Annotated in this window: 18 protein-coding genes and 2 rRNA genes; 6 read left to right on the forward strand and 14 right to left on the reverse strand. The window is 60.4% G+C overall.

Annotated features, from left to right (window positions below; all coding sequences use genetic code 11):
- Positions 1-112 (forward strand): 23S ribosomal RNA (locus tag F2P44_RS31390); the annotation flags it as partial.
- Positions 113-262: 150 nt separating this feature from the next.
- A 5S ribosomal RNA gene (gene rrf / locus F2P44_RS31395) occupies positions 263-375 on the forward strand.
- A 50-nt stretch (positions 376-425) separates the two neighbouring features.
- Here rrf and tnpA read toward each other — a convergent pair.
- The 12 genes from tnpA to F2P44_RS31450 form a co-directional block, all read right to left on the reverse strand.
- On the reverse strand, positions 426-791 hold the full coding sequence (gene tnpA, locus F2P44_RS36825; protein WP_441295295.1) for an IS66 family insertion sequence element accessory protein TnpA: 366 nt from the start codon (positions 789-791) through the stop codon (positions 426-428).
- A 138-nt stretch (positions 792-929) separates the two neighbouring features.
- Positions 930-2,411: a pyridoxal phosphate-dependent decarboxylase family protein gene (locus F2P44_RS31400; protein WP_229423867.1), complete on the reverse strand. Its 1,482-nt coding sequence runs from the start codon at positions 2,409-2,411 to the stop codon at positions 930-932.
- Positions 2,404-3,819, reverse strand: a complete 1,416-nt coding sequence (locus F2P44_RS31405; protein WP_167093523.1) for a diaminobutyrate--2-oxoglutarate transaminase family protein — start codon at positions 3,817-3,819, stop codon at positions 2,404-2,406. Before F2P44_RS31405 ends, F2P44_RS31400 begins: the two co-directional genes overlap by 8 nt.
- A gap of 41 nt (positions 3,820-3,860) precedes the next feature.
- Positions 3,861-5,195, reverse strand: a complete 1,335-nt coding sequence (locus tag F2P44_RS31410; RefSeq protein ID WP_167093525.1) for a lysine N(6)-hydroxylase/L-ornithine N(5)-oxygenase family protein — start codon at positions 5,193-5,195, stop codon at positions 3,861-3,863.
- A gap of 55 nt (positions 5,196-5,250) precedes the next feature.
- Positions 5,251-5,913 carry a pyridoxamine 5'-phosphate oxidase family protein gene (locus tag F2P44_RS31415; RefSeq protein WP_167093527.1) on the reverse strand — a complete coding sequence of 221 codons (663 nt, stop codon included), beginning with the start codon at positions 5,911-5,913 and terminating at the stop codon, positions 5,251-5,253.
- 109 nt (positions 5,914-6,022) lie between these two features.
- Complete coding sequence (locus F2P44_RS31420) at positions 6,023-6,826, reverse strand: class I SAM-dependent methyltransferase (RefSeq protein WP_167093529.1); 804 nt, start codon at positions 6,824-6,826, stop codon at positions 6,023-6,025.
- Between the two features lie 107 nt (positions 6,827-6,933).
- Entirely contained in the window at positions 6,934-7,389 is a 456-nt protein-coding gene (locus F2P44_RS31425; RefSeq protein WP_167093531.1) for a GNAT family N-acetyltransferase, read from the reverse strand.
- A gap of 17 nt (positions 7,390-7,406) precedes the next feature.
- On the reverse strand, positions 7,407-7,853 hold the full coding sequence (locus F2P44_RS31430) for a VOC family protein (RefSeq protein WP_167093533.1): 447 nt from the start codon (positions 7,851-7,853) through the stop codon (positions 7,407-7,409).
- Positions 7,846-9,567 carry a non-ribosomal peptide synthetase gene (locus F2P44_RS31435; RefSeq protein WP_167093535.1) on the reverse strand — a complete coding sequence of 574 codons (1,722 nt, stop codon included), beginning with the start codon at positions 9,565-9,567 and terminating at the stop codon, positions 7,846-7,848. The genes F2P44_RS31430 and F2P44_RS31435 overlap by 8 nt, the downstream gene beginning before the upstream one ends.
- Positions 9,567-10,505 (reverse strand): 3-oxoacyl-[acyl-carrier-protein] synthase III C-terminal domain-containing protein, encoded by a 939-nt coding sequence (locus F2P44_RS31440; protein WP_167093537.1) that lies wholly within the window; start codon positions 10,503-10,505, stop codon positions 9,567-9,569. The genes F2P44_RS31435 and F2P44_RS31440 overlap by 1 nt, the downstream gene beginning before the upstream one ends.
- A gap of 87 nt (positions 10,506-10,592) precedes the next feature.
- Positions 10,593-11,096 carry a cupin domain-containing protein gene (locus tag F2P44_RS31445; protein WP_229423868.1) on the reverse strand — a complete coding sequence of 168 codons (504 nt, stop codon included), beginning with the start codon at positions 11,094-11,096 and terminating at the stop codon, positions 10,593-10,595.
- Between the two features lie 121 nt (positions 11,097-11,217).
- Positions 11,218-12,084, reverse strand: coding sequence for a TorF family putative porin (locus F2P44_RS31450; protein ID WP_167093539.1), 867 nt, complete (start codon positions 12,082-12,084; stop codon positions 11,218-11,220).
- Positions 12,085-12,338: 254 nt separating this feature from the next.
- Between F2P44_RS31450 and F2P44_RS31455 the strand changes: the two genes are divergently transcribed.
- The 4 genes from F2P44_RS31455 to F2P44_RS31470 all read left to right on the forward strand — a co-directional run bounded on the left by F2P44_RS31455 (position 12,339) and on the right by F2P44_RS31470 (position 16,688).
- Positions 12,339-13,028: a response regulator transcription factor gene (locus tag F2P44_RS31455; RefSeq protein WP_167093541.1), complete on the forward strand. Its 690-nt coding sequence runs from the start codon at positions 12,339-12,341 to the stop codon at positions 13,026-13,028.
- Positions 13,015-14,259: a sensor histidine kinase gene (locus F2P44_RS31460; RefSeq protein WP_167093543.1), complete on the forward strand. Its 1,245-nt coding sequence runs from the start codon at positions 13,015-13,017 to the stop codon at positions 14,257-14,259. Before F2P44_RS31455 ends, F2P44_RS31460 begins: the two co-directional genes overlap by 14 nt.
- 88 nt (positions 14,260-14,347) lie before the next feature.
- A complete protein-coding gene (locus F2P44_RS31465) occupies positions 14,348-15,988 on the forward strand; it encodes a phosphoethanolamine transferase (RefSeq protein ID WP_167093545.1) in 1,641 nt (546 codons plus the stop codon).
- Positions 15,978-16,688: a phosphatase PAP2 family protein gene (locus F2P44_RS31470; RefSeq protein ID WP_187363494.1), complete on the forward strand. Its 711-nt coding sequence runs from the start codon at positions 15,978-15,980 to the stop codon at positions 16,686-16,688. The genes F2P44_RS31465 and F2P44_RS31470 overlap by 11 nt, the downstream gene beginning before the upstream one ends.
- A 39-nt stretch (positions 16,689-16,727) precedes the next feature.
- Here the strand turns inward: F2P44_RS31470 and F2P44_RS31475 are convergent, their stop codons facing one another.
- Positions 16,728-17,582, reverse strand: a complete 855-nt coding sequence (locus tag F2P44_RS31475; protein ID WP_167093547.1) for an alpha/beta hydrolase — start codon at positions 17,580-17,582, stop codon at positions 16,728-16,730.
- Positions 17,582-17,926, reverse strand: a complete 345-nt coding sequence (locus F2P44_RS31480) for a DUF1840 domain-containing protein (protein ID WP_167093549.1) — start codon at positions 17,924-17,926, stop codon at positions 17,582-17,584. The genes F2P44_RS31475 and F2P44_RS31480 overlap by 1 nt, the downstream gene beginning before the upstream one ends.
- Positions 17,927-17,961 lie beyond the last annotated feature (35 nt).

Consider the following 17,961-nt stretch of genomic DNA (forward strand, 5'->3'; position numbering starts at 1 on the left):
AGCCTTGAGCTCTTTAAAGGGTCGTTCGAGACCAGGACGTTGATAGGTCAGGTGTGGAAGTGCAGTAATGCATTAAGCTAACTGATACTAATTGCCCGTACGGCTTGTCCCTATAACCTTAGCAGGTACAGAGATAAGAAATGCGCGTTGTGTTTTGTGCGATATGCACGATCACTACCCAAAGTAAGACATATAAAACGATACTTCTTCCAGATTCAAGCTAGTGCTGCCCAATAGGGAGCACCAAGCTGTACAAGTTATGCCTGATGACCATAGTAAATCGGTACCACCCCTTCCCATCCCGAACAGGACCGTGAAACGATTTTACGCCGATGATAGTGCTGCAACCAGTGTGAAAGTAGGTTATCGTCAGGCTAGTTATAAGAGAAAGACCCCGGTAAGCCTAAGCGCGCTCAAGATCGCGCTTAGTGCAAACCGGGTTTTTTTTCGTCCGCAGATTTGCGGCCAGCTTGAGCCAAGCCCAATAGGCCAGCTGGTGGCGCAGTTAAACGGCAGCAGGTCGGTGACGTCATCAGCTCCTGGCTGGCGATCCTGATCACATAGCCCGATGGCGTCCTCACCTCAAGCGCCGGCTCTGCCCGAGCGCTAACGCTTGGCAGCGCAATCAGCTTCGTCGTAGGCCGCGACCGCATCGCCAGGCGCTTGCGCCAGTAGTGGAACGCCGGCGCCGTCAGCCCCTCGCGGACGCACCATGCCTGAATGCCAAGGTCCGCCGAGGCCTGCTCTTGCAGCCGTGCCGACCATGGATGCTGGTTCGATTCTCTTTGCATTGTTGCGACTCCTTCTGTTGTTGGAGCCGCCAGTTTGTTTACCTGGACCAGCAATGGAAGGTGGGGTAAATATCCCGCTGACGAAACAGGGATGGCGATCCGGGCCAAGGCCCGGATCGCGACATGCCGCAAAATCGTTTAGACCTGCTCAGCGAGCATGTCGGACTTGAACGTTTCGGCTAGTTCAACGATATTCTCGAAGAGATCCGCAAACATGGCGATCGACAGGCAGGGATTGAGGATGGTGAGCTTCAAAGCCACCTTGCCGGCCACCGTGGTCTCGCCCAGTACCGCAATACCCCTCTTGAGCAAGGCCACGCGTAGCTGGCGATTGAATGCATCGCTACTTTGCGTCTCTGGAAGGTCGGTATAACGGAAAAGAACGGTCGATAACACAGGCGGCGCCAGCAGTTCAAAGTGCTGGCTTTCGCGGATCAGGCGAGCGATCGCTGTCGTCTGTTGCAGCAGATGATCGACCATCGCTCCCAGCGTTTCCGTTCCAACTGCGCGCAGCATCATGAACACTTTCAATGCGTCGAAACGGCGTGTCGTCGAGATTGTCTTGTCCACCAGGTTGGGCAAGTCATCCGACTCGCGGTTCAAATAATCCGCGTGATGCAGCAGATATTTGAAGTCGCACGTGTCGCGCAACAACAATGCGCCACAACTGACTGGCTGAAACCACATCTTGTGAAAGTCGACTATCAAGGAGTCAGCCAGCTCGATTCCTGCCAGCCGTTGCTTGGCCTGGCTGAGTATCATCGCGCCGCCATAGGCCGCGTCCACATGAAACCAGATACCCGACTCTCTGGCGATCCGGCTGATTTCGCGCAGGTCGTCCACCGCGCCATGATCGGTGGTGCCAGCCGTGCCGACGATCGCAAAAGGCAGCAAGCCATCGGCCTGCAGCTGACGCAAGGTCGATTCCAGTGCCTCGACGATCATGGTGCCATCGGGATTGGTTGGAATACGCACGACGGCATGCTGGCCAAGCCCCATGACGGAGGCGGCCTTTTCAAGCGTGAAATGGCTTTTTGCGGAGCCGATGATCCTGAGCCTGGAAGCATACGGCGGCAATCCGTCGCGCTGCACGTTGTGGCCGGAACGTTGTTGGGCGAACCAATCCCGCGCGATGAGCAAGGCCATGATATTGCCCTGGGTTCCGCCGCTGGTGAAGACGCCATCGCCTTCATCCGGATAGGAGAACAAACTGCATAAGTTGGCGATAACGTGTTGTTCAACGAAGGTCGCTGAACCGGACTGGTCCCACGAATCCATCGACTGATTCTGTGCCGCGATAAAATTTTCGGCCGCGATCCCGCACAACATCGGTGGTGTGTGCAGATGGGCGATACAGTGCGGGTGTTGAACCATAATCGCATGGCGGGCAATGTCCGTGGCCACTTGCTTGATGACGGTATCGAGCGGGGCGACATCGTCATTTGCCAGCGACATGCCGAAGATATTCTCCCGCAGTAGCAGCGGATCGATGCCGGAATAGGGCCCCTTGGCCGATTCGAACACTGCCGCAAGTTCTTGCGTGCAGTTGGCCATGACGTTGCGATAATCCTCGCTGCCGCCCGGACCGGTGTGGATGAAATGCTCTGTCCAGTTACTCATCGCCCACCTTGGTGCAGGCCGCCAGCGCACGCCCGAATGCTTGTCCGGCAAAGTCGATTTGTTCGGCCGTGATGTTCAGCGGCGGCAGAAAACGCAGTACCGCGCCGTGGCGGCCACCCTTTTCGATAATCAGCCCATTCTTCAAGGCTGCGCGCTGGATCTGGCTGGCCAATTCCGGATTCGCCAATGGATGACCGAGTGCATCGGACTGGCCGGGGCAGACAATCTCGACACCCAGCATCAAACCCTTGCCACGAACTTCAGCGATACACGGGTGGATATCTTGTAAGGCACGCAGTTGCGCGCTCAGGCGTTCGCCCATCAGGTTGGCGTTGCCGGTCAGTTTATCGCGCCCGATGATTTGCAGTGTCTTGGCGCCCGCCACCATGGCCAGTTGATTGCCACGGAAAGTGCCGGCGTGCTCGCCCGGATTCCACGTGTCGAATTCTTTTTTAAACACCAGGCAGGACAGAGGCAAGCCGCCGCCGATCGCCTTGGACATGATCAGGATGTCCGGATCGATGCCCGCATATTCGAAGGCAAAATTGCTTCCAGAGCGGCCAATGCCGCACTGGATTTCATCGAATATCAGGAGAATTCCCAGTTCACTGGTGATGCGGCGCAATTCGCGCAGCCAATAAGCAGAGGCGGCGATTACCCCGCCTTCACCCTGGATTGGTTCCAGGATGATCGCTGCCGGCCGCACGATGCCGCTCTCCTGGTCATGCAAAACGGATTCGATGTAGCGAATCGATGCGCGCTCGCCAGCTTCGCCGCCCAGGCCGAATTTGCAACGCAGATTGTAGGGATAGGGGAAGAAATGGACGTCAGGCATCAGCCCGCTACGGCGCATTTTCGCATTCAAATTTCCCATCAATGCCAGCGAACCGTTGGTCATGCCATGGTAAGCGCCATGAAAGGAAATGATATTGCTGCGCCCCGTCACCTGCTTGGCCAGTTTGAGCGCGGCCTCGACGGCGTCGGAGCCGGACGGGCCGCAGAACTGGATGCACGCATTGGCGGCAAACGACTCCGGCAGGAAGGCCATCACTTCCCGGATAAACGCATCCTTGACGGGCGTGGTGACATCGAGCGTCTGGAAGGGCAAGTCGGCCCGGATGTGGTCGATAATTTCTTTCACCACTTCGGGGTGATTATGGCCAAGCGGCAGTGCGCCCGCCCCCGACAGGCAATCAAGATACGATTGGCCGTTGGTGTCTTCGACCAGTGCGCCCTGGGCACGTTTGATCGCAATGGGGAAGCGCCGTGGATAGGACCTCACCTCGGATTCGAGATTCTCCTGATTGGTCAACGCCGGATTGGTTGGGAACTGATAGTTGCCCGCATTGCTCAACGTGATGCAGTCCGGCTTGGCGTGTGTCAGGAATTCTTCTGTAGCTCTGTTCATTTTGCTGTTCCAATGATGGGAAATGTATGTCGACGGTGGGGTTATGCGTTTTTGGCGCTGTCGCGCCACTGGTCGGCGATGCCGAAGTTCTGGAACACTGTCCTGGTTCTGGCCGGATAACGTTCCTTGCCGAGTAATTTGTTGATGATCACCGCGCTGCGGTAGGCACCCAGTCCCAGGTCCGGTGCGGCAATACCATGGCTGTGCATTTCGCCGTTTTGAACGAAGATGGTGCCGGGGATATCCGCGGACGTTTTCAACGTGTAATCGCGGGTGATGCAGGGACGGTTGTCCGCATCGAATTCGATGGATGGGCGAAGATCGCTCAGGCACGCCGGGAAGACATACTGATAGCCTGTTGCCAGTACCAGCGCCTCGGTCTTGACCTGGAATGTCTGCTGCAATTCGAGATGCTGGAACTCGAGCTGGAATCCGTCACCGACCCGCGCGATTTTCTCCAGCTGGCTGCATGCCTGCAAGACGGAACGGTTGGGTTGATCGATCGAGCGCGCATACAGGCAATCGTAGATTTCCTTGATGGTGCTGAAGGAAATCCCCTTGTACCAATTGCCTTGCTTTGCCAGGATGGATTTGCGCTGCGTCTCCGGCAATCCATAGAAGTGTTCGACGTAATCGGGGGAAAAGTGTTCCAGGCCCAGCTTCGAATACTCCATCGGAAAGAACCCATTGCTGCGTGTCAGCCAATCGAGTTCATAGCCAAACTGCGGCTGGTCGCGCAGCAGGTCGAGGAAGACCTCCGCCGCACTTTGCCCTCCGCCGATCACCGTGATGTGCTTCTTGCGCTGGAGTTCAGGCTTGACGAACATGTACTGCGACGAGTGCGCGCAGTCGGCGCTGTTTTTGAAATCGCTGGCGGCGCGCGGCCAGTTCGGCACGGTGCCGACCCCGAGCACGATATTGCGCGCCAAATAGCGGGCTTGCTCGCCGGTGCGGCTGTTCTTGACCGTGATGCGAAACAGCGTGTCGACCACCTCGATCCCCACCACCTGGTGCGAAAACGCGATGTTGCTCAGTTTCTCGCTGACCCATTGGCAATAGCGGTTGTATTCGACGCGCGGGATCTGGAAATTCTCGTAGAAATAGAATTGCAGCAGGCGGCCCTGTGCGTGCAGGTAGTTCAAGTAGCTGTAAGGGCTGGTCGGATCCGCCATGGTCACCAGGTCGGCCATGAAGGGAACCTGCAGGTGGCAATCCTCCAGCAGCAAACCCTCGTGCCAATTGAAGCGTTCTTTCGCCTCGAAGAATTTGACTTTCAGCGTGTCGACCGGCTCCAGCAGCGATGCCAAGCCAAGGTTGAACGGGCCGACACCGACCCCGATCAGATCAAAAATGTTGTTTTCTGCAGAAATGCTCATACTGGGACTTTAAGTTGGTAATATCACGCGTTGATATCGGGTTGGATTGAACAGGCTAGTTGTTGGCTTTTGCCCAGCTTGTGACATAGTCCGGCGTCGGCACCGCCTCATTGCCGGCGCCGATCGGATCCCCGTGAATCGTCTTCAGCGGCAGCACGCCGGCCCACACGGGTAAATCGAGATCTTCTTCCTTGTCGACCGGCCCGTTGTTGCTCACTTTTGCCGCGGCTTCGTCCAGCGACACCCGCAGCACATTGGTGGCGGCCAGTTCCTTGGCGTTGCCGGTCCGCGCTTCGTGCTGGCGTCCGGACGCAAGCTTGTCCATGAAGATATCCATGGCTTCCATCTTTTTCGCGTTTCCCCTGACCTGCTCGAAAACGCCATAGATGACGGCGGACCGGTAATTCATGCTGTGGCTGAAGGCCGATTTCGCCAGAACCAGCCCGTCGATATGGGTCACCGCGATCGATGCCTGCGCGCCGCCCAGCAGTGCCTTGACCATGCGGCTGCCATTCGACCCGTGGATATAAAGATGGTTGTCGATGCGCCAGCATGCGGTCGGAATGCAGTGAATACTTTCTCCGTCATGGAATGCGATATGGCAGACATACGCTTCATCCAGAATGGCATGCAGCGTTTCTTGTTCGTAGTCCGCCAGTTCGGCAATGCGGCGAACGCGCGTGCGTGGCGAGGGAGGGGCGGAGGATCGCTGGCCCATGATTGTTCCGTTTCTAAAGAGAGAATTCCGCCGGCAAAACCGATGGAGAGAGGGGCGCCGTCCAGCGCGGCCGCCAAAGCGCCGGGCTGGCGACGCGGATGAGCAGTGCCTACATTTTCATCAGTGCGTAGGAAACGTAGACCAATTGACCGTGATTCAATTCATCCCAGATGGTCGTGCCGACGCATGCCCATTCGTTGAGCCACCAGGCCGCGCGCGCGTCGCTCAAGCCCATGTCCTTGATCAGCGCCACTTTCCGGGCATTGTCCGCAGCCAGGCTGGCCAGGACATTGGCCGTAATATCCCGGCTTCTTACCAGTTCCACCGGAAGCTGGCGAAGCTTGGCTTCAATTTCCCGGCTCTTTTCCGGCGTCACCAGATCCGCATAGCAAAAATAACCCCCCGGTTTGAGGATGCGCAGCGTTTCGGAATAGAAGCTGTCAAGGTTCGGATAGCAATGCGACGATTCGATGTTGACCACGACATCCTTCGACGCCGAGTCAAATGGCAGTTGCTCGGCATCGCCCTGGACAAAGGACAAGCCATCGATCGCAAAGCTGCTCCTGGCGATATCCACGCTCTGGCCCAGATATTCCAGCCCCGCCACGCTCCTGGCGCCGCAGTATTTCTTCATGTAGTAGGCCCCGCCCCCGCGTCCTGAGCCAACCTCGACGATGTCTTTGTCATGCAACGATGTTGCTGACGTGACGAAGTGGTAGAGCTGTGCGGAAATCTGGAAATCCCGGTCCTGTGCTTCAAGCAGGGGCATCGGCGGCAACGGCGCCGCATAGCCATACCCATAGTTCAAAAACGGCTGGTAGCGGCTGCCCAGTTCATTATTCACCCGGGTATACATGTCGGTCACCGTGCCATGCATGTCGTGCGCATCATTCTTGCTGAGTTCTGTATCCATGTTGATGTGATCTGAAAGAGAAAGCCTGTTTTGCCAGAATAATGAGCCATGACTGGCGCTTGGGCCGCCGTGCCGTACGACGCGGTGGATGATCGCTTGCGCGCCTGTCAGCTTGCTGGTTGCAGCATCTGGTGATACGTGATGTACACTTGTTCCTGCTCGTATCCCAGCGACTCGTAGAGATGCTGCGCGATCTTGTTGCTTGTCGCGGTATCGAGGGTCAATCGCTGCGCGCCTTCGGCGGCAAATTGCTCGCTCACCGCCTGCATCAGGAACCTGGCATACCCATTTTGTCGGCAGGATTGATCGACGTACAAGTCGGAAAGGTAGTAATAGGGTTTCATCGAAATCGAGCAATAGCTCGGGTACAGCTGCGAAAAACCGACCGCCTTGCCTGCCGGGTCGAGCAGCAGCAACAGGCGCGAGCGTTTCTTTTCAACGTTGTCGCGGATGAAGGCGTAGCACGCGGGCAGGTCGCTTTCCTGTTCGTAGAACATGCGGTAGGCGTTAAAAAGTTCCGCCGCGCTTTGCAGGTGCTGTTCGGCGCATTCGACAATTGTCATGTTGGGTGCCGTTGACATCAGTTCACCTGCCCGATTTCGATCTGGACGCCATTCAGGTCGCGGAAAAAGAAGGCTTGATAACCACCCAGTTCAGTGGCGACATACGGTGCGTCGGTCGTCGTTTCCAGGCCCAGTTGCTTGACCTTCTGGAACGTGTCGGCGATGTCGTCCACCATGAATGCCAGGTGAATGCCGCACACGTCGTTGTGATTGGCCACCAGGTGCCTGCCTTTCGATCCGAGGTGCTCGATCAGCTCGAAATTGCGATTGCCGATGCGCGCCATGCAGGACTTGTAGTCCGGGTTCTTGACCCGGATGACCGCCCCGACACCGTCGCCGGTGATACGGACAGTCTCTTCGAAAATCTCGACGCTGGTGAGCTTGCGATAGAAGTCGAGGGTGTCTTCGATACTCAGGACGGTGAGGCCGACGTGGTTAAGACCGGGGAGAAGTTGATTAGTCATTTTCAGTGAGGTTGTGGACGAGGAATTCGATGGTGGGATTGTCCAGAAAATCGATGAAATCGATCCGGACGCCGTAGTGCGTTTCAATAGAGCTGAGCAGGCGGACTATATTGATGGAGGTGCCTCCCAATTCGCGGAAATTGGAAGACGGCTGCAAGCTGGCGGCGTCGAGCATCAGCTCGTTCGCCCACAGTGCGATGATGGGTGCGTAGTGGTCATCGCGGGTGCCGGCGCAGGCTGCCGCGGGAACAAAATCGGGCAGTGCCGCATAGTCCACCTTGCCGCTGATCTTGTAGGGAAAGCGCGCCAAGCCGATGACGTGCTGTGGAATCTTGTAGTCGCTCAGGATGCTTGCCAGGCGCGCGCGCAGGGCCTCGCCATCAAGGTCGGTGTCGGCGTCGCTATCGGCAACGATGTAAGCAACCAGCGCTCCCTGCGCGCTCACTTTCACCGCCACCTCCGCATAGCCGAGGCGCTTGAGCGCCCCTTCGATCTCTTCGAGTTCGACGCGAAAGCCGCGCACCTTGACCTGGCGGTCGATCCGCCCGAGAAAGCGCAAGTCGCCTTGCTCATCGCGCTCGACCAGGTCGCCGGTCTTGTAGAGGCGGCCGGCATCGAGCGTGGGAAGATGCAGGAACGTTTGCGCGTTGACGTTGGCATTGCCAATGTAGCCGGGCGAGACAGCCACGCCTGCGACGTACAGCTCGCCCCTGCTGGCCGGCTCCCTGTTCTCGTCGAGAACATGCAGGCGCACGCCGGGAATCGCCTTGCCGATATTCGATTGCGGACACGTGCCATCCATGCGCTTGTAGCTGACCAGGACCGTGCATTCCGTTGGCCCGTACAGATTGTAGAGCCGGCGTCCCGCAAGCCAATCCTGCATGGCTTGCGGGCTGCATGCCTCGCCACCGGTGAGCAAGGTGGTGATGCCGGGGAAGCGTTGGGCGGACAGGCTGGCCAGCAGTGCCGGCGACAGGAACGCATGGGCAATCTCGTGGCGCGCGCAGAACTCGGCCAGTTCAGCCTCGGACAAACGCTGTTTCTGGCTGGGGATGCACAGCGTCGCGCCGGACAGCAAGGTGGGAAAGATATCGAGTATCGATGCATCGAAATTGATCGTCGAATACTGCAATGCGCGCACGCCTGGTGCGAGCGTAAATTCCGCGATCGCCCAGTCCACCAGATTGAGCAAACTCGTGTGGCTGATCGGCACACCCTTGGGGCGTCCGGTGGAACCGGAAGTGAAAATCGTGTACGCAATGTCCGCGCCGCTGGCACGCACGACGTCCACACGCGCGGCCGGGAGCGAGCCGGCGCGCTGACAGTCGGCGGGAGCAATCACGGCGGCCCCGCCGACCCCCGCAAGCAGCGCATCATGCGCGACAATCAGCTGGCAGCGGCAACTGAGCACCACATGCTCTTGCACGTCGCGCTGTAATTGCGGATCGATCGGGACGTAGCTGGCGCCGGTGCCCAGAATGCCCAGGATCGACAGATACAGATCGGCACATTTATCGATGCAGATGCCGATGACATCCGCCGGGCCGGCGCTGCGGCCCTGATGGGCGAGGAACCACGCATCGATGGCCGATGCCATCTGGCCTGCCCGTTGGTACAAGGCCGCATAGCTCAGCGCCTCCGTATCCGACAGCAGGGCCGTGGTGCCGGGATGGGCTTGCACGATGGCGCGAAAGCGCGAAACGATGGTGCTCATTATTGCTCCATCCCGGTTGGCAGCTTCTCCAGGATGCACGCGCCCCATTGGAAGGGGCCGGTGCTAAATAACAGCAGCCGCGCGCCGGCGCGCACCTCACCCGTGGCCGCCACGTGGTGCAGGTTGATCAGGTTATCGGAGCTAAAGCAGTGGGCGTGGGTCGCGATGGTGCCGGTATAGGCGGTCGCGTAGCTCAGGTTGGCAAGCTGGCAGTAGAGCCGGCTGGCGGCATAGGAATAGTTATTCGTGATGTAAACATCGATCTCCTTCGCTTTCAGTTCGGCCGATGCATAGGTCGCCTTGATCAGCTGCGAAATGCAGCGCATTTCACTGTCCAGCGATGGTGCGAGAATTTGCTGGCCATCGTAACGATTGACGACCTTGCCAAGCAGCCGATAATCCATGCCGGTCGGCTCGCTGCTGAAGATACAGGCTGCCGCCGCGTCACCGGTTACATAAGGAAAATCGCTTCCCGCGCCATACAGCCGCTGCAACCTGCCGCCCGCCTTGTCGAAACTGACAAACAAGATGTGCTTGCACTGATCCGCCGCAATCAGGCTCGCGGCCAGCCGCGCCGCCCAATGAAAGCCGCCACACCCTGCCATCCCGACCTGGTAATGCACCGCATGGGACAGGCCCAGGCGCGCATTCAATTCGCCCAGCCAGCCCGGTTCCAGGTTGTCCTGGGCGTCGAGCATGTTCGAGACCAGGAACACGGCGTCGATGTCCTTGGCCTGCAAACGGGCGCTGGCCAGGGACCGTTGAATGGCCACATCGACCAGCTCAAAGATGCTTGAGGTGCATTGCGGGAAAAGATTGGCGCCGTGCTCGGCGTGCCGCAACTGTGCGCACAGGGCGCTGTCGGCAATTTCGCTTTCGAGCGGCACGAAGCCGCCGGCGGCATACTCGGGAGCGCCTAGATAAACTGGTCGAATCATGAATCAACGATCTTGTGTGGGCTATCCACAAGGCCCCATGGAGGCGAACCTTGACAACATAGCGTGGGTTGAGGGTGCAAGCCGGGCTTAGTCTTTCCAGAACAATGGATGACGAACCACCACCTTCAACAGCTTGTCCGATTGCTGCCAAATCCCCTGGAAGCCTTGCGGCAGCACGAAAATATCGCCGTCGGAATAGCTTGCCGTTTCGCCGCCCGGTCCGGTGACCGTGACGCGGCCGCGGATGAGGTGAATCACTTCGGTTTCGGGCCAACCCAGAATCTGCAGTTTGACGGGATCGATTTCGCACACTTCCACCGCCGCCTCTTTCGTCTTGAGCGTGTAGGGGACGTAGCAGCGATAAGAAAAATGCGTCCCATCGAGCACCTGGTAGTGGCCCGGGTCCGCATCCGGGGCGTGGGTCGTTTTGATGTTGGCGGGGATCGTTTTGGCGATCTGCACGGTGGGCCCGGCGCCAGCTGCCTCGGCCGCATGAACGCCGGCGGGCGCCAGCATGGTCAGCAGCGCCACGACGGGCGATACGGCGAGCGCCTTCAAGGCATTGACTTGTTTGGAATCGGTGATTTTCATGATGTTCAATAAGCAAAAAAACAAGCGGATGCGCCTCTGGCGGGCCGGGCTATCGCCTGGCGCGCTGCGACCTGCGCACCATCGCGATGGCCCGGCCGGACGCCTTGCGGCGGCCAGGGGGTTAAATGGTCTTTGACAGGGACAGGATGGCCGTGCGCTTGCCGGGGCTGATGTGCTGGCCGTTATTGGTCAGCGAACCGTAGTTCCTGAACGCCTTTGGTTTGCTGGTGAACGAGGCCGCAAGACCGGCGGACCAGCCGCCGCCCAGTTCGCCCGTCACGCCGACGCGGCCATAGTTCCAGTTGACGTCGCGGCTGTGCGGAACGCGCTGGCGGCCGATCGTCGTCTGCAAGCTCCAGCCTTCCTTGAGCGCAAGCGTGTAGCTCCCTTCGATATTGACAGCGCCTTTCGAATCGCCGGTCAGGCCGGCCTGGGGCTGTTCCGCGTTAAAAACACCGTTGACGCCGGAATTGTTCACATTCCATCCAAAGAACGCGCCTGGAATGTAGGCCGCGCGCAGATTGACCCCGGCAACGGTGGCGCTCGCATAAAGCTCCAGCGTGCGCGGATCCGCATCGTCGAATGCCGGTGTGAACGATGCCTTGTTGAAATTCGCACCCGGGTAATAGGCGTACACGCCGCCCAGGTCCAGTTCCACGCCTTTGAGCGAGGCTTTATATCCCAGGCTCAAGTCGGTTTCCAGTGAACCATTGGGTACATACTGGGCGCTGATATTCGAGGCGAACAAGCTGGCGTAAGCGCCGCTGGCATGGTCGGCCGTGACGCTGGCCTGCAAGGCCGGTTTACCCCAGGTTTGGGAAAACCCGCGCCAGATATAATCGGATACGACGCTAACCTGGCCCGCTACCTTCATGCCGCTGTCCGCTGCGTCGGCTGCGTGAGCGCTCATCGCCAGGAGCGTGACGCCCAGGAACGCTGCGCATGCCATGGCAAGCGAACGAAGAGAATGCGGGGAAGGGGACTTCATGACTGACGGACTCCGTGATGATCGATATATGCGTGACACACCCTTGGCGCCAGTAGTCCTGTTGCCAAATTTGCTAGTTGTATTTTCAAAAAAGTATATCACCGGTGCAATGTTGTCACCATTCAATCTGGGTAATTTGCAATTTTTTTTCGCGAAAGTTTGGCGGGGGCACATTTGCCGGGATGAATTCCTTACTGCCCGGGGCAGATGCACGCGCTTGCGCGCCGCCCCGGCTTGTCCACTAGAATAGCCCCATGCGCCTGCTCATCATCGAAGACAATCCCGACATCGTGGCCAACCTCTACGGCTTTCTTGAACCCAAGGGCTACATCCTCGACTCGGCCGCCAACGGCTACGCCGGCCTGGCCCTGGCCGCCCAGCATACCTATGATGCCGTGGTCCTCGACGTCATGCTGCCCGGCCTGACAGGCCTGGATATCTGCCAAAAACTCCGCAGCGAACTTAACAGCACCATTCCGGTACTGATGCTGACCGCGCGCGACACGCTGCAAGACAAGGTCGCCGGCTTCGACAGCGGCGCCGACGATTACCTGGTCAAGCCATTTTCCCTGGTCGAACTCGACATCCGCCTGAAAGCCTTGCTGCGCCGCGCCAACGGCGCCGTCGGCAGCGCCGCCATCCTGCGCGTGGGCGAGCTGAGCTTTAACACCGGCACCTACCAGGCCAGCCGCGCCGGCCAGCCCCTGGCCCTGACCAAAACCGGCTACACCATCCTCAAATGCCTGATGCGCGAGGCGCCCAAGGTCGTGCCGCGCCACGTCATCGAACAAGCTATCTGGGGCGACGACCGTCCCGACAGCGACGCCTTGCGCACCCACATCCATGCCCTGCGCCAAGCCCTCGACAAACCCTTTCCCGCCGCCATGCTGCGCACGGTGCCGGGCCTCGGCTTCAAACTGGTCAATCCCGATGAAGCCGCGTAACTCCCTGCGGCGCCGGATCGCCGTGGCCTACCTGCTGTTCGCGCTGGGCTCGTCGCTCTTTCTCGCGGCGATCGCCATCGCGGCGGTGGAGGGGATCGAAGTCCACCTGGTCGACAACCGCCTCGCCGAGGCCGCCGCCTGGGCAGCGCCGCGCCACGCCGGCGGCTTGCCGGTCGGCATGCCTGCCGGCCTGAGTTTCCACCATGGCGCAGCGATTCCCGAGCCACTGCGCCATCTCCCCGAAGGCGTCGGCGAAGTGCACGTCGACGGCATCGGCCTGCATGTACTTGCCGGCAAGGATGCAAGCGGCGATTACGTGGTCGTCGACCATGAAAGCGATTACGAAAAGGTTGAACTGGTGGTCTATTCGATGTTCGGCTTGGGCTTCATCGGCATCATGCTGTTTTCGCTGTTCCTGGGCGGCTTCATCGGACGCCGCTTCGTCACCCCGATCACCACCCTGGCCACTGCCGTGCGCGACAGTTCCTCCGAATTGCCGCTGCTGGACCGTAACGACGAACTCGGCACCCTGGCGCGCGCCTTCGCCGCCCATACCAGCGAACTGCGCATTTACCTCGAACGCGAGCGCCTGTTCACGGGCGACGTCAGCCACGAACTGCGCACGCCGCTGACCGTGATTACCGGCGCCGCCGAAATCATCATCGCCCAGCACGACGCCAAGCCCGCCACCGCCGCCGCGGCCGAACGCATCCTGCGCGCCGCCAACGAAGCCTCCGCCTGCGTCAACGTCTTGCTGACCCTGGCGCGTTCGCGCGACCGCATCGCCCACCCCGTCACCAGCATCGACCAGATCGCGCGCGCCGAAACCGCGCGTTCCCAGTCGCTGGTCGCGGGCCGGCCGGTGGCGCTGCGCTTCCTCGGCGGCCCCGCCTTCGCCATCGCCGCGCCGCCCGAGCTGCTGGTGGCCGCCGTGGGTAACCTGATCCGCAATGCCTGCCAGTACACGCTGCAGGGCGAGGTGTCGGTACGGCTCGGTGAAGGCCTGGTGCGGGTGGAAGATACCGGCCCCGGCCTGCCGCTCGCCGTGCGCGCCACCTTCGACCAGGAACAAAGCGCGGCGCCCGGCGCCGGGTCGGCCGGTTCCGGCCTGGGCCTGGCCCTGGTGCGGCGCATCTGCGAATATCTCGGCGCCACCTTGCTTTTTAGTGAACGCGATGGCGGCGGCAGCGTTTTCGAGATACGCTTCAGCGACGCTTTAACAAATTCTTAACGCCCGCTTGACGCCGGCTTGATGTTCTCAACTGTATCTTCAATAGCGTGCCGTCCTGGTCGACGGCGCCGCTCACCTGGAGATATTGTTGAAACTGAACACCGCGCCGCGCATCCACGCTCCCCTGCTCATCCTGGGCACCTCGGTTTTCCTGCTTCTCGCCTATAACGGCAACTTCTGGCACACCTTCATCGGTGCGACCGGCGGCATCAGCCTGGCGCACTTGCCGCTGCACCTGGGCAGCTTTGCCTTGCTGGCGCTCCTGTTCAACGCCAGCCTGAACGTCATCAATTTCCGCTTCATCGTCAAACCCTTGCTGGTCGTCCTGTTCATGGCGAGCTCGGCCACTTACTACTTCATGAACGAGTACGGCACCGCCATCGACAAGTCGATGATCCAGAACCTGCTCGAAACCGATGTCCACGAAGCGGCCGAACTGTTGAACTGGAAACTGCTGCTGACCATCACCTTGCTCGGGATTATCCCGTCGCTGCTGGTCTGCCGCGCCAGGATCGCCTTTTGCGCCGGCAAGCGCGGGCTGGTCTTGCAGGTGGCCAATATCAGCGGCTCGCTCCTGCTCGCTGCGGGCTTGCTGTTCCTGTTCTTCAAAAGCCTGGCGCCGGCCCTGCGCGAGCACCGCGAACTGCGCTATCTGCTGGCGCCGACGAATTACATCCAGGCCATCAATGGCTACGTCAAACAGCAGCGCGCCCAATCGGTGGTGATCGCGCCACTGGGCATGGACGCCACCAAACGCGTGACGGGCAGCGGCAACCGCCAGCGCTCGGTTACCCTGATCATCGTCGGCGAGACCGCGCGCGCCGCCAATTTCTCGCTCAACGGCTATGCCCGCGCCACCAATCCCGAACTGTCGGCCCAGCCCGACCTGCTCAATTTCACCGATGTGCAATCGTGCGGCACGGCCACGGCGGTCTCGGTGCCCTGCGTGTTCTCCGCCCTGGGACGCGGCAACTATTCCGACGACAAGGCGCACGCGCAGCAGGGCTTGCTCGATGTACTCTCGCATGCCGGCTTCAGCGTGCTCTGGCGCGACAATAATTCCGGCTGCAAGGGCGCCTGCGACCGGGTCGACTACGAAGACCTGTCCAAGCCGGAACCGGGCAACCGCTGGTGCGTCGACGATGAATGCTTCGACGAACGCCTGCTCGACGGCTTGCCCGAGCTGATCCGCAAGGCGCACCAGGACATGGTCATCGTGCTGCACCAGAAGGGTAGCCACGGCCCGGCCTACTGGAAACGCGCGCCGGCCGCCTTCCAGCGCTTCGGCCCCGTGTGCCAGACCAATCAGCTCGAATCGTGCTCGCGCGAATCGATCGTGGCCGCCTACGACAACTCGATCCTGTACACCGACCATTTCCTCAACCAGGCCATCGAATTGCTCAAGGCTAGCGCCGAAACGGAACAGGTCAACACCGCCATGCTCTATTTTTCCGACCATGGCGAGTCGCTCGGCGAACACAATATGTATCTGCATGGTGCGCCGTATGTGATTTCTCCCGCCGAGCAGCGCGAAGTGCCCTTGATGCTGTGGCTGTCGGAAGGGTTCCGCTCGCGCTTTCATATCGACCAGCGCTGCCTGGCGGCCCGCACCGGCCAATCGTTCTCGCATGACAACGTGTTCCACTCGGTACTGGGCATGCACAGCATCAGCTCGGCTGTCTACAATCCCGGCCTTGATATCTTCGGCCCGTGCACCCATGAGACATAAACGGCTTTGCTGGGCGCTGGCCGGCAGCGCCTTCGCCATCGCATGGATCAACGCCTTCAGCGATCTCGACCTGATGCTGGCGCGCGCCATGTTCGACCCGGCCAGCGCCACCTTCCCGTGGCGCCATGCGTGGTTTGCCGAAACGCTCAGCCACGTGTGGGCCAGGATGGTGCTGCTGACCCTGGCCGGCGCCGTGCTGCTCGCGGCCGTGTTCGACCTGCTGTGGCCGCGCCTGGCCTGGCCCGATCCGTTCCGCCTGCGCCTGCGCGTGGTCGCGCTGGCGGCCGTGCTGGTGCCCTCGTGGATCAGCGCGCTCAAGTACATGAGCGCCTCGCATTGTCCCTGGGACCTGGACCTGTTCGGCGGCGGCGAGACCTATGTGCGCCTGTTCCAGGCGGTATCGCCCTACGCCTCGGTCGGCCACTGCATGCCGGCCGGCCATGCGTCGAGCGCGCTGTGGCTGGTATCCGTGGCGGTGTTCTGGCTGCCGCACCAGCCGCGCACGGCCCTGCGCGTGGGCCTTGCCATGCTTGGCCTGGGCTTTGCCCTGGGCTGGGTGCAGCAAATGCGCGGCGCCCACTTTCTCACCCACACCCTGTGGTCGATGTGGTGGACTTGCCTGATCGTCAGCATCTTGTACCTGTGCCTGATCGAGCGGCAGGGCGTGGCCCGCCGCAGCGCACATATTCAACTGTCGTGAAGCCACCGGCGTGGCTTGTCCATCGATGGCGCTAGCGGACTAGTGATTCTGCAAGGCATCCTGCGCGCCCAGCCAGGCGCGCAAGTCCGCCAGCGGGCGCGCCGCCTCGGTCTCGTTGAAAATCTCGTGATACAGATCGTCGTACACATGCAGCTGCGCCAGGCCGGACGGCACGTGCGCGGCAAAACGGCGCACCCCGTCCGGGTCGACCAGATGGTCGTCGCCGGCCGCCAGCAGCAGTGCCGGCACGCTCAGCCTGGCGGCGTTCGCCTGGCAATACGTGATTGAGCGCAGCATCGAGCGCATCAGGCGCGCGCTGATCTTGCCGTGCACCAGCGGATCGGCTGTGTACGCCGCCACCACCTTGGGATCGTGCGACAGCCAGCGCGGCGACAAGCCGTTCGGCACCGCCAGCGACGGCGCCAGCGCGTGCAGTACATCGAGCAGCAGCATTTGCGGGCGCGACAGGCGCAGCCCGAGAGCGGGCGAGGACAGGATCAGTCCGCGCAAGGGCGATACGGCGGACAAGGCGAAGCGCGCCGCGAACAGTCCGCCCATGCTGTGGCCGAATAAAAAGGGAGGCAGGCGATAGCGCGCGGCGAAATCGTCGATCACGATTTCGGCATCTTGCAGCAGCGGATCGCCGTTGATGACATCGCCCCGTTTTCCCTGCGAGCGGCCATGGCCGCGGTGGTCGTAGCAGCGCACCGACAGGCCGCAGTCGTTGAAGAACGATGCCAGGTGGCGATAGCGTCCGCCATGTTCGCCCAGGCCATGCATGATCACCACGCTGGCGCGCAGCGGCGCCGCCGGCAGCAGGTAATCGCTCACGAACAGCGTTGTGCCATCGGCAGCAAGGAGCTGGTGGCTGTGCTGCGCCACCAGCGCTGGCATTACACGCCCCAGACCACGTCGTGGCCGCCGGCCTTGGCTGCGCGCAGCATTTCCACCAGGGGATAGGCGCGCGTCGAAAAACTGACGACCTGGATTTCTTCGTGGTCGGTATCGTCGCCGGCTTCGTTGTGATGCGCATGGACATCGCGCTCGACATCTTCCGACACCGAATGCTGACGGCTCTCGTCGATTTCTTTTTCGAGAACCTGCAGGGCATGCGGTGCTTCCGCTGCCGTGATCACGCCCCGGTCGACATCTTTGTGGAGAAGGTCGAGGATGCGTTTTGCGTGTTCCTTGTACATCAAAACTTCTGATGCTGCTTTGGAGGTGAAGGTAATTAACATAGGAACTTTCTAATTATGCGTACGTAGCGAAACGA

Source organism: Massilia frigida (assembly GCF_011682175.1).
In the GTDB taxonomy this organism is placed as follows: domain Bacteria; phylum Pseudomonadota; class Gammaproteobacteria; order Burkholderiales; family Burkholderiaceae_D; genus Telluria_A; species Telluria_A frigida.

Bases quoted from the DNA above. Each gene is read 5' to 3' on its own strand.
- F2P44_RS31415 (WP_167093527.1), bottom strand. From the start codon at position 5,913: ATGGGCCAGCGATCCTCCGCCCCTCCCTCGCCACGCACGCGCGTTCGC.
- F2P44_RS31420 (WP_167093529.1), bottom strand. From the start codon at position 6,826: ATGGATACAGAACTCAGCAAGAATGATGCGCACGACATGCATGGCACG.
- F2P44_RS31440 (WP_167093537.1), bottom strand. From the start codon at position 10,505: ATGATTCGACCAGTTTATCTAGGCGCTCCCGAGTATGCCGCCGGCGGC.
- F2P44_RS31435 (WP_167093535.1), bottom strand. From the start codon at position 9,567: ATGAGCACCATCGTTTCGCGCTTTCGCGCCATCGTGCAAGCCCATCCC.
- F2P44_RS31450 (WP_167093539.1), bottom strand. From the start codon at position 12,084: ATGAAGTCCCCTTCCCCGCATTCTCTTCGTTCGCTTGCCATGGCATGC.
- F2P44_RS31475 (WP_167093547.1), bottom strand. From the start codon at position 17,582: ATGCCAGCGCTGGTGGCGCAGCACAGCCACCAGCTCCTTGCTGCCGAT.
- F2P44_RS31410 (WP_167093525.1), bottom strand. From the start codon at position 5,195: ATGAGCATTTCTGCAGAAAACAACATTTTTGATCTGATCGGGGTCGGT.
- F2P44_RS31480 (WP_167093549.1), bottom strand. From the start codon at position 17,926: ATGTTAATTACCTTCACCTCCAAAGCAGCATCAGAAGTTTTGATGTAC.
- F2P44_RS31460 (WP_167093543.1), top strand. From the start codon at position 13,015: ATGAAGCCGCGTAACTCCCTGCGGCGCCGGATCGCCGTGGCCTACCTG.
- F2P44_RS31470 (WP_187363494.1), top strand. From the start codon at position 15,978: ATGAGACATAAACGGCTTTGCTGGGCGCTGGCCGGCAGCGCCTTCGCC.
- F2P44_RS31405 (WP_167093523.1), bottom strand. From the start codon at position 3,819: ATGAACAGAGCTACAGAAGAATTCCTGACACACGCCAAGCCGGACTGC.
- F2P44_RS31455 (WP_167093541.1), top strand. From the start codon at position 12,339: ATGCGCCTGCTCATCATCGAAGACAATCCCGACATCGTGGCCAACCTC.
- F2P44_RS31400 (WP_229423867.1), bottom strand. From the start codon at position 2,411: ATGAGTAACTGGACAGAGCATTTCATCCACACCGGTCCGGGCGGCAGC.
- F2P44_RS31445 (WP_229423868.1), bottom strand. From the start codon at position 11,096: ATGAAAATCACCGATTCCAAACAAGTCAATGCCTTGAAGGCGCTCGCC.
- tnpA (WP_441295295.1), bottom strand. From the start codon at position 791: ATGCAAAGAGAATCGAACCAGCATCCATGGTCGGCACGGCTGCAAGAG.
- F2P44_RS31430 (WP_167093533.1), bottom strand. From the start codon at position 7,853: ATGACTAATCAACTTCTCCCCGGTCTTAACCACGTCGGCCTCACCGTC.
- F2P44_RS31425 (WP_167093531.1), bottom strand. From the start codon at position 7,389: ATGACAATTGTCGAATGCGCCGAACAGCACCTGCAAAGCGCGGCGGAA.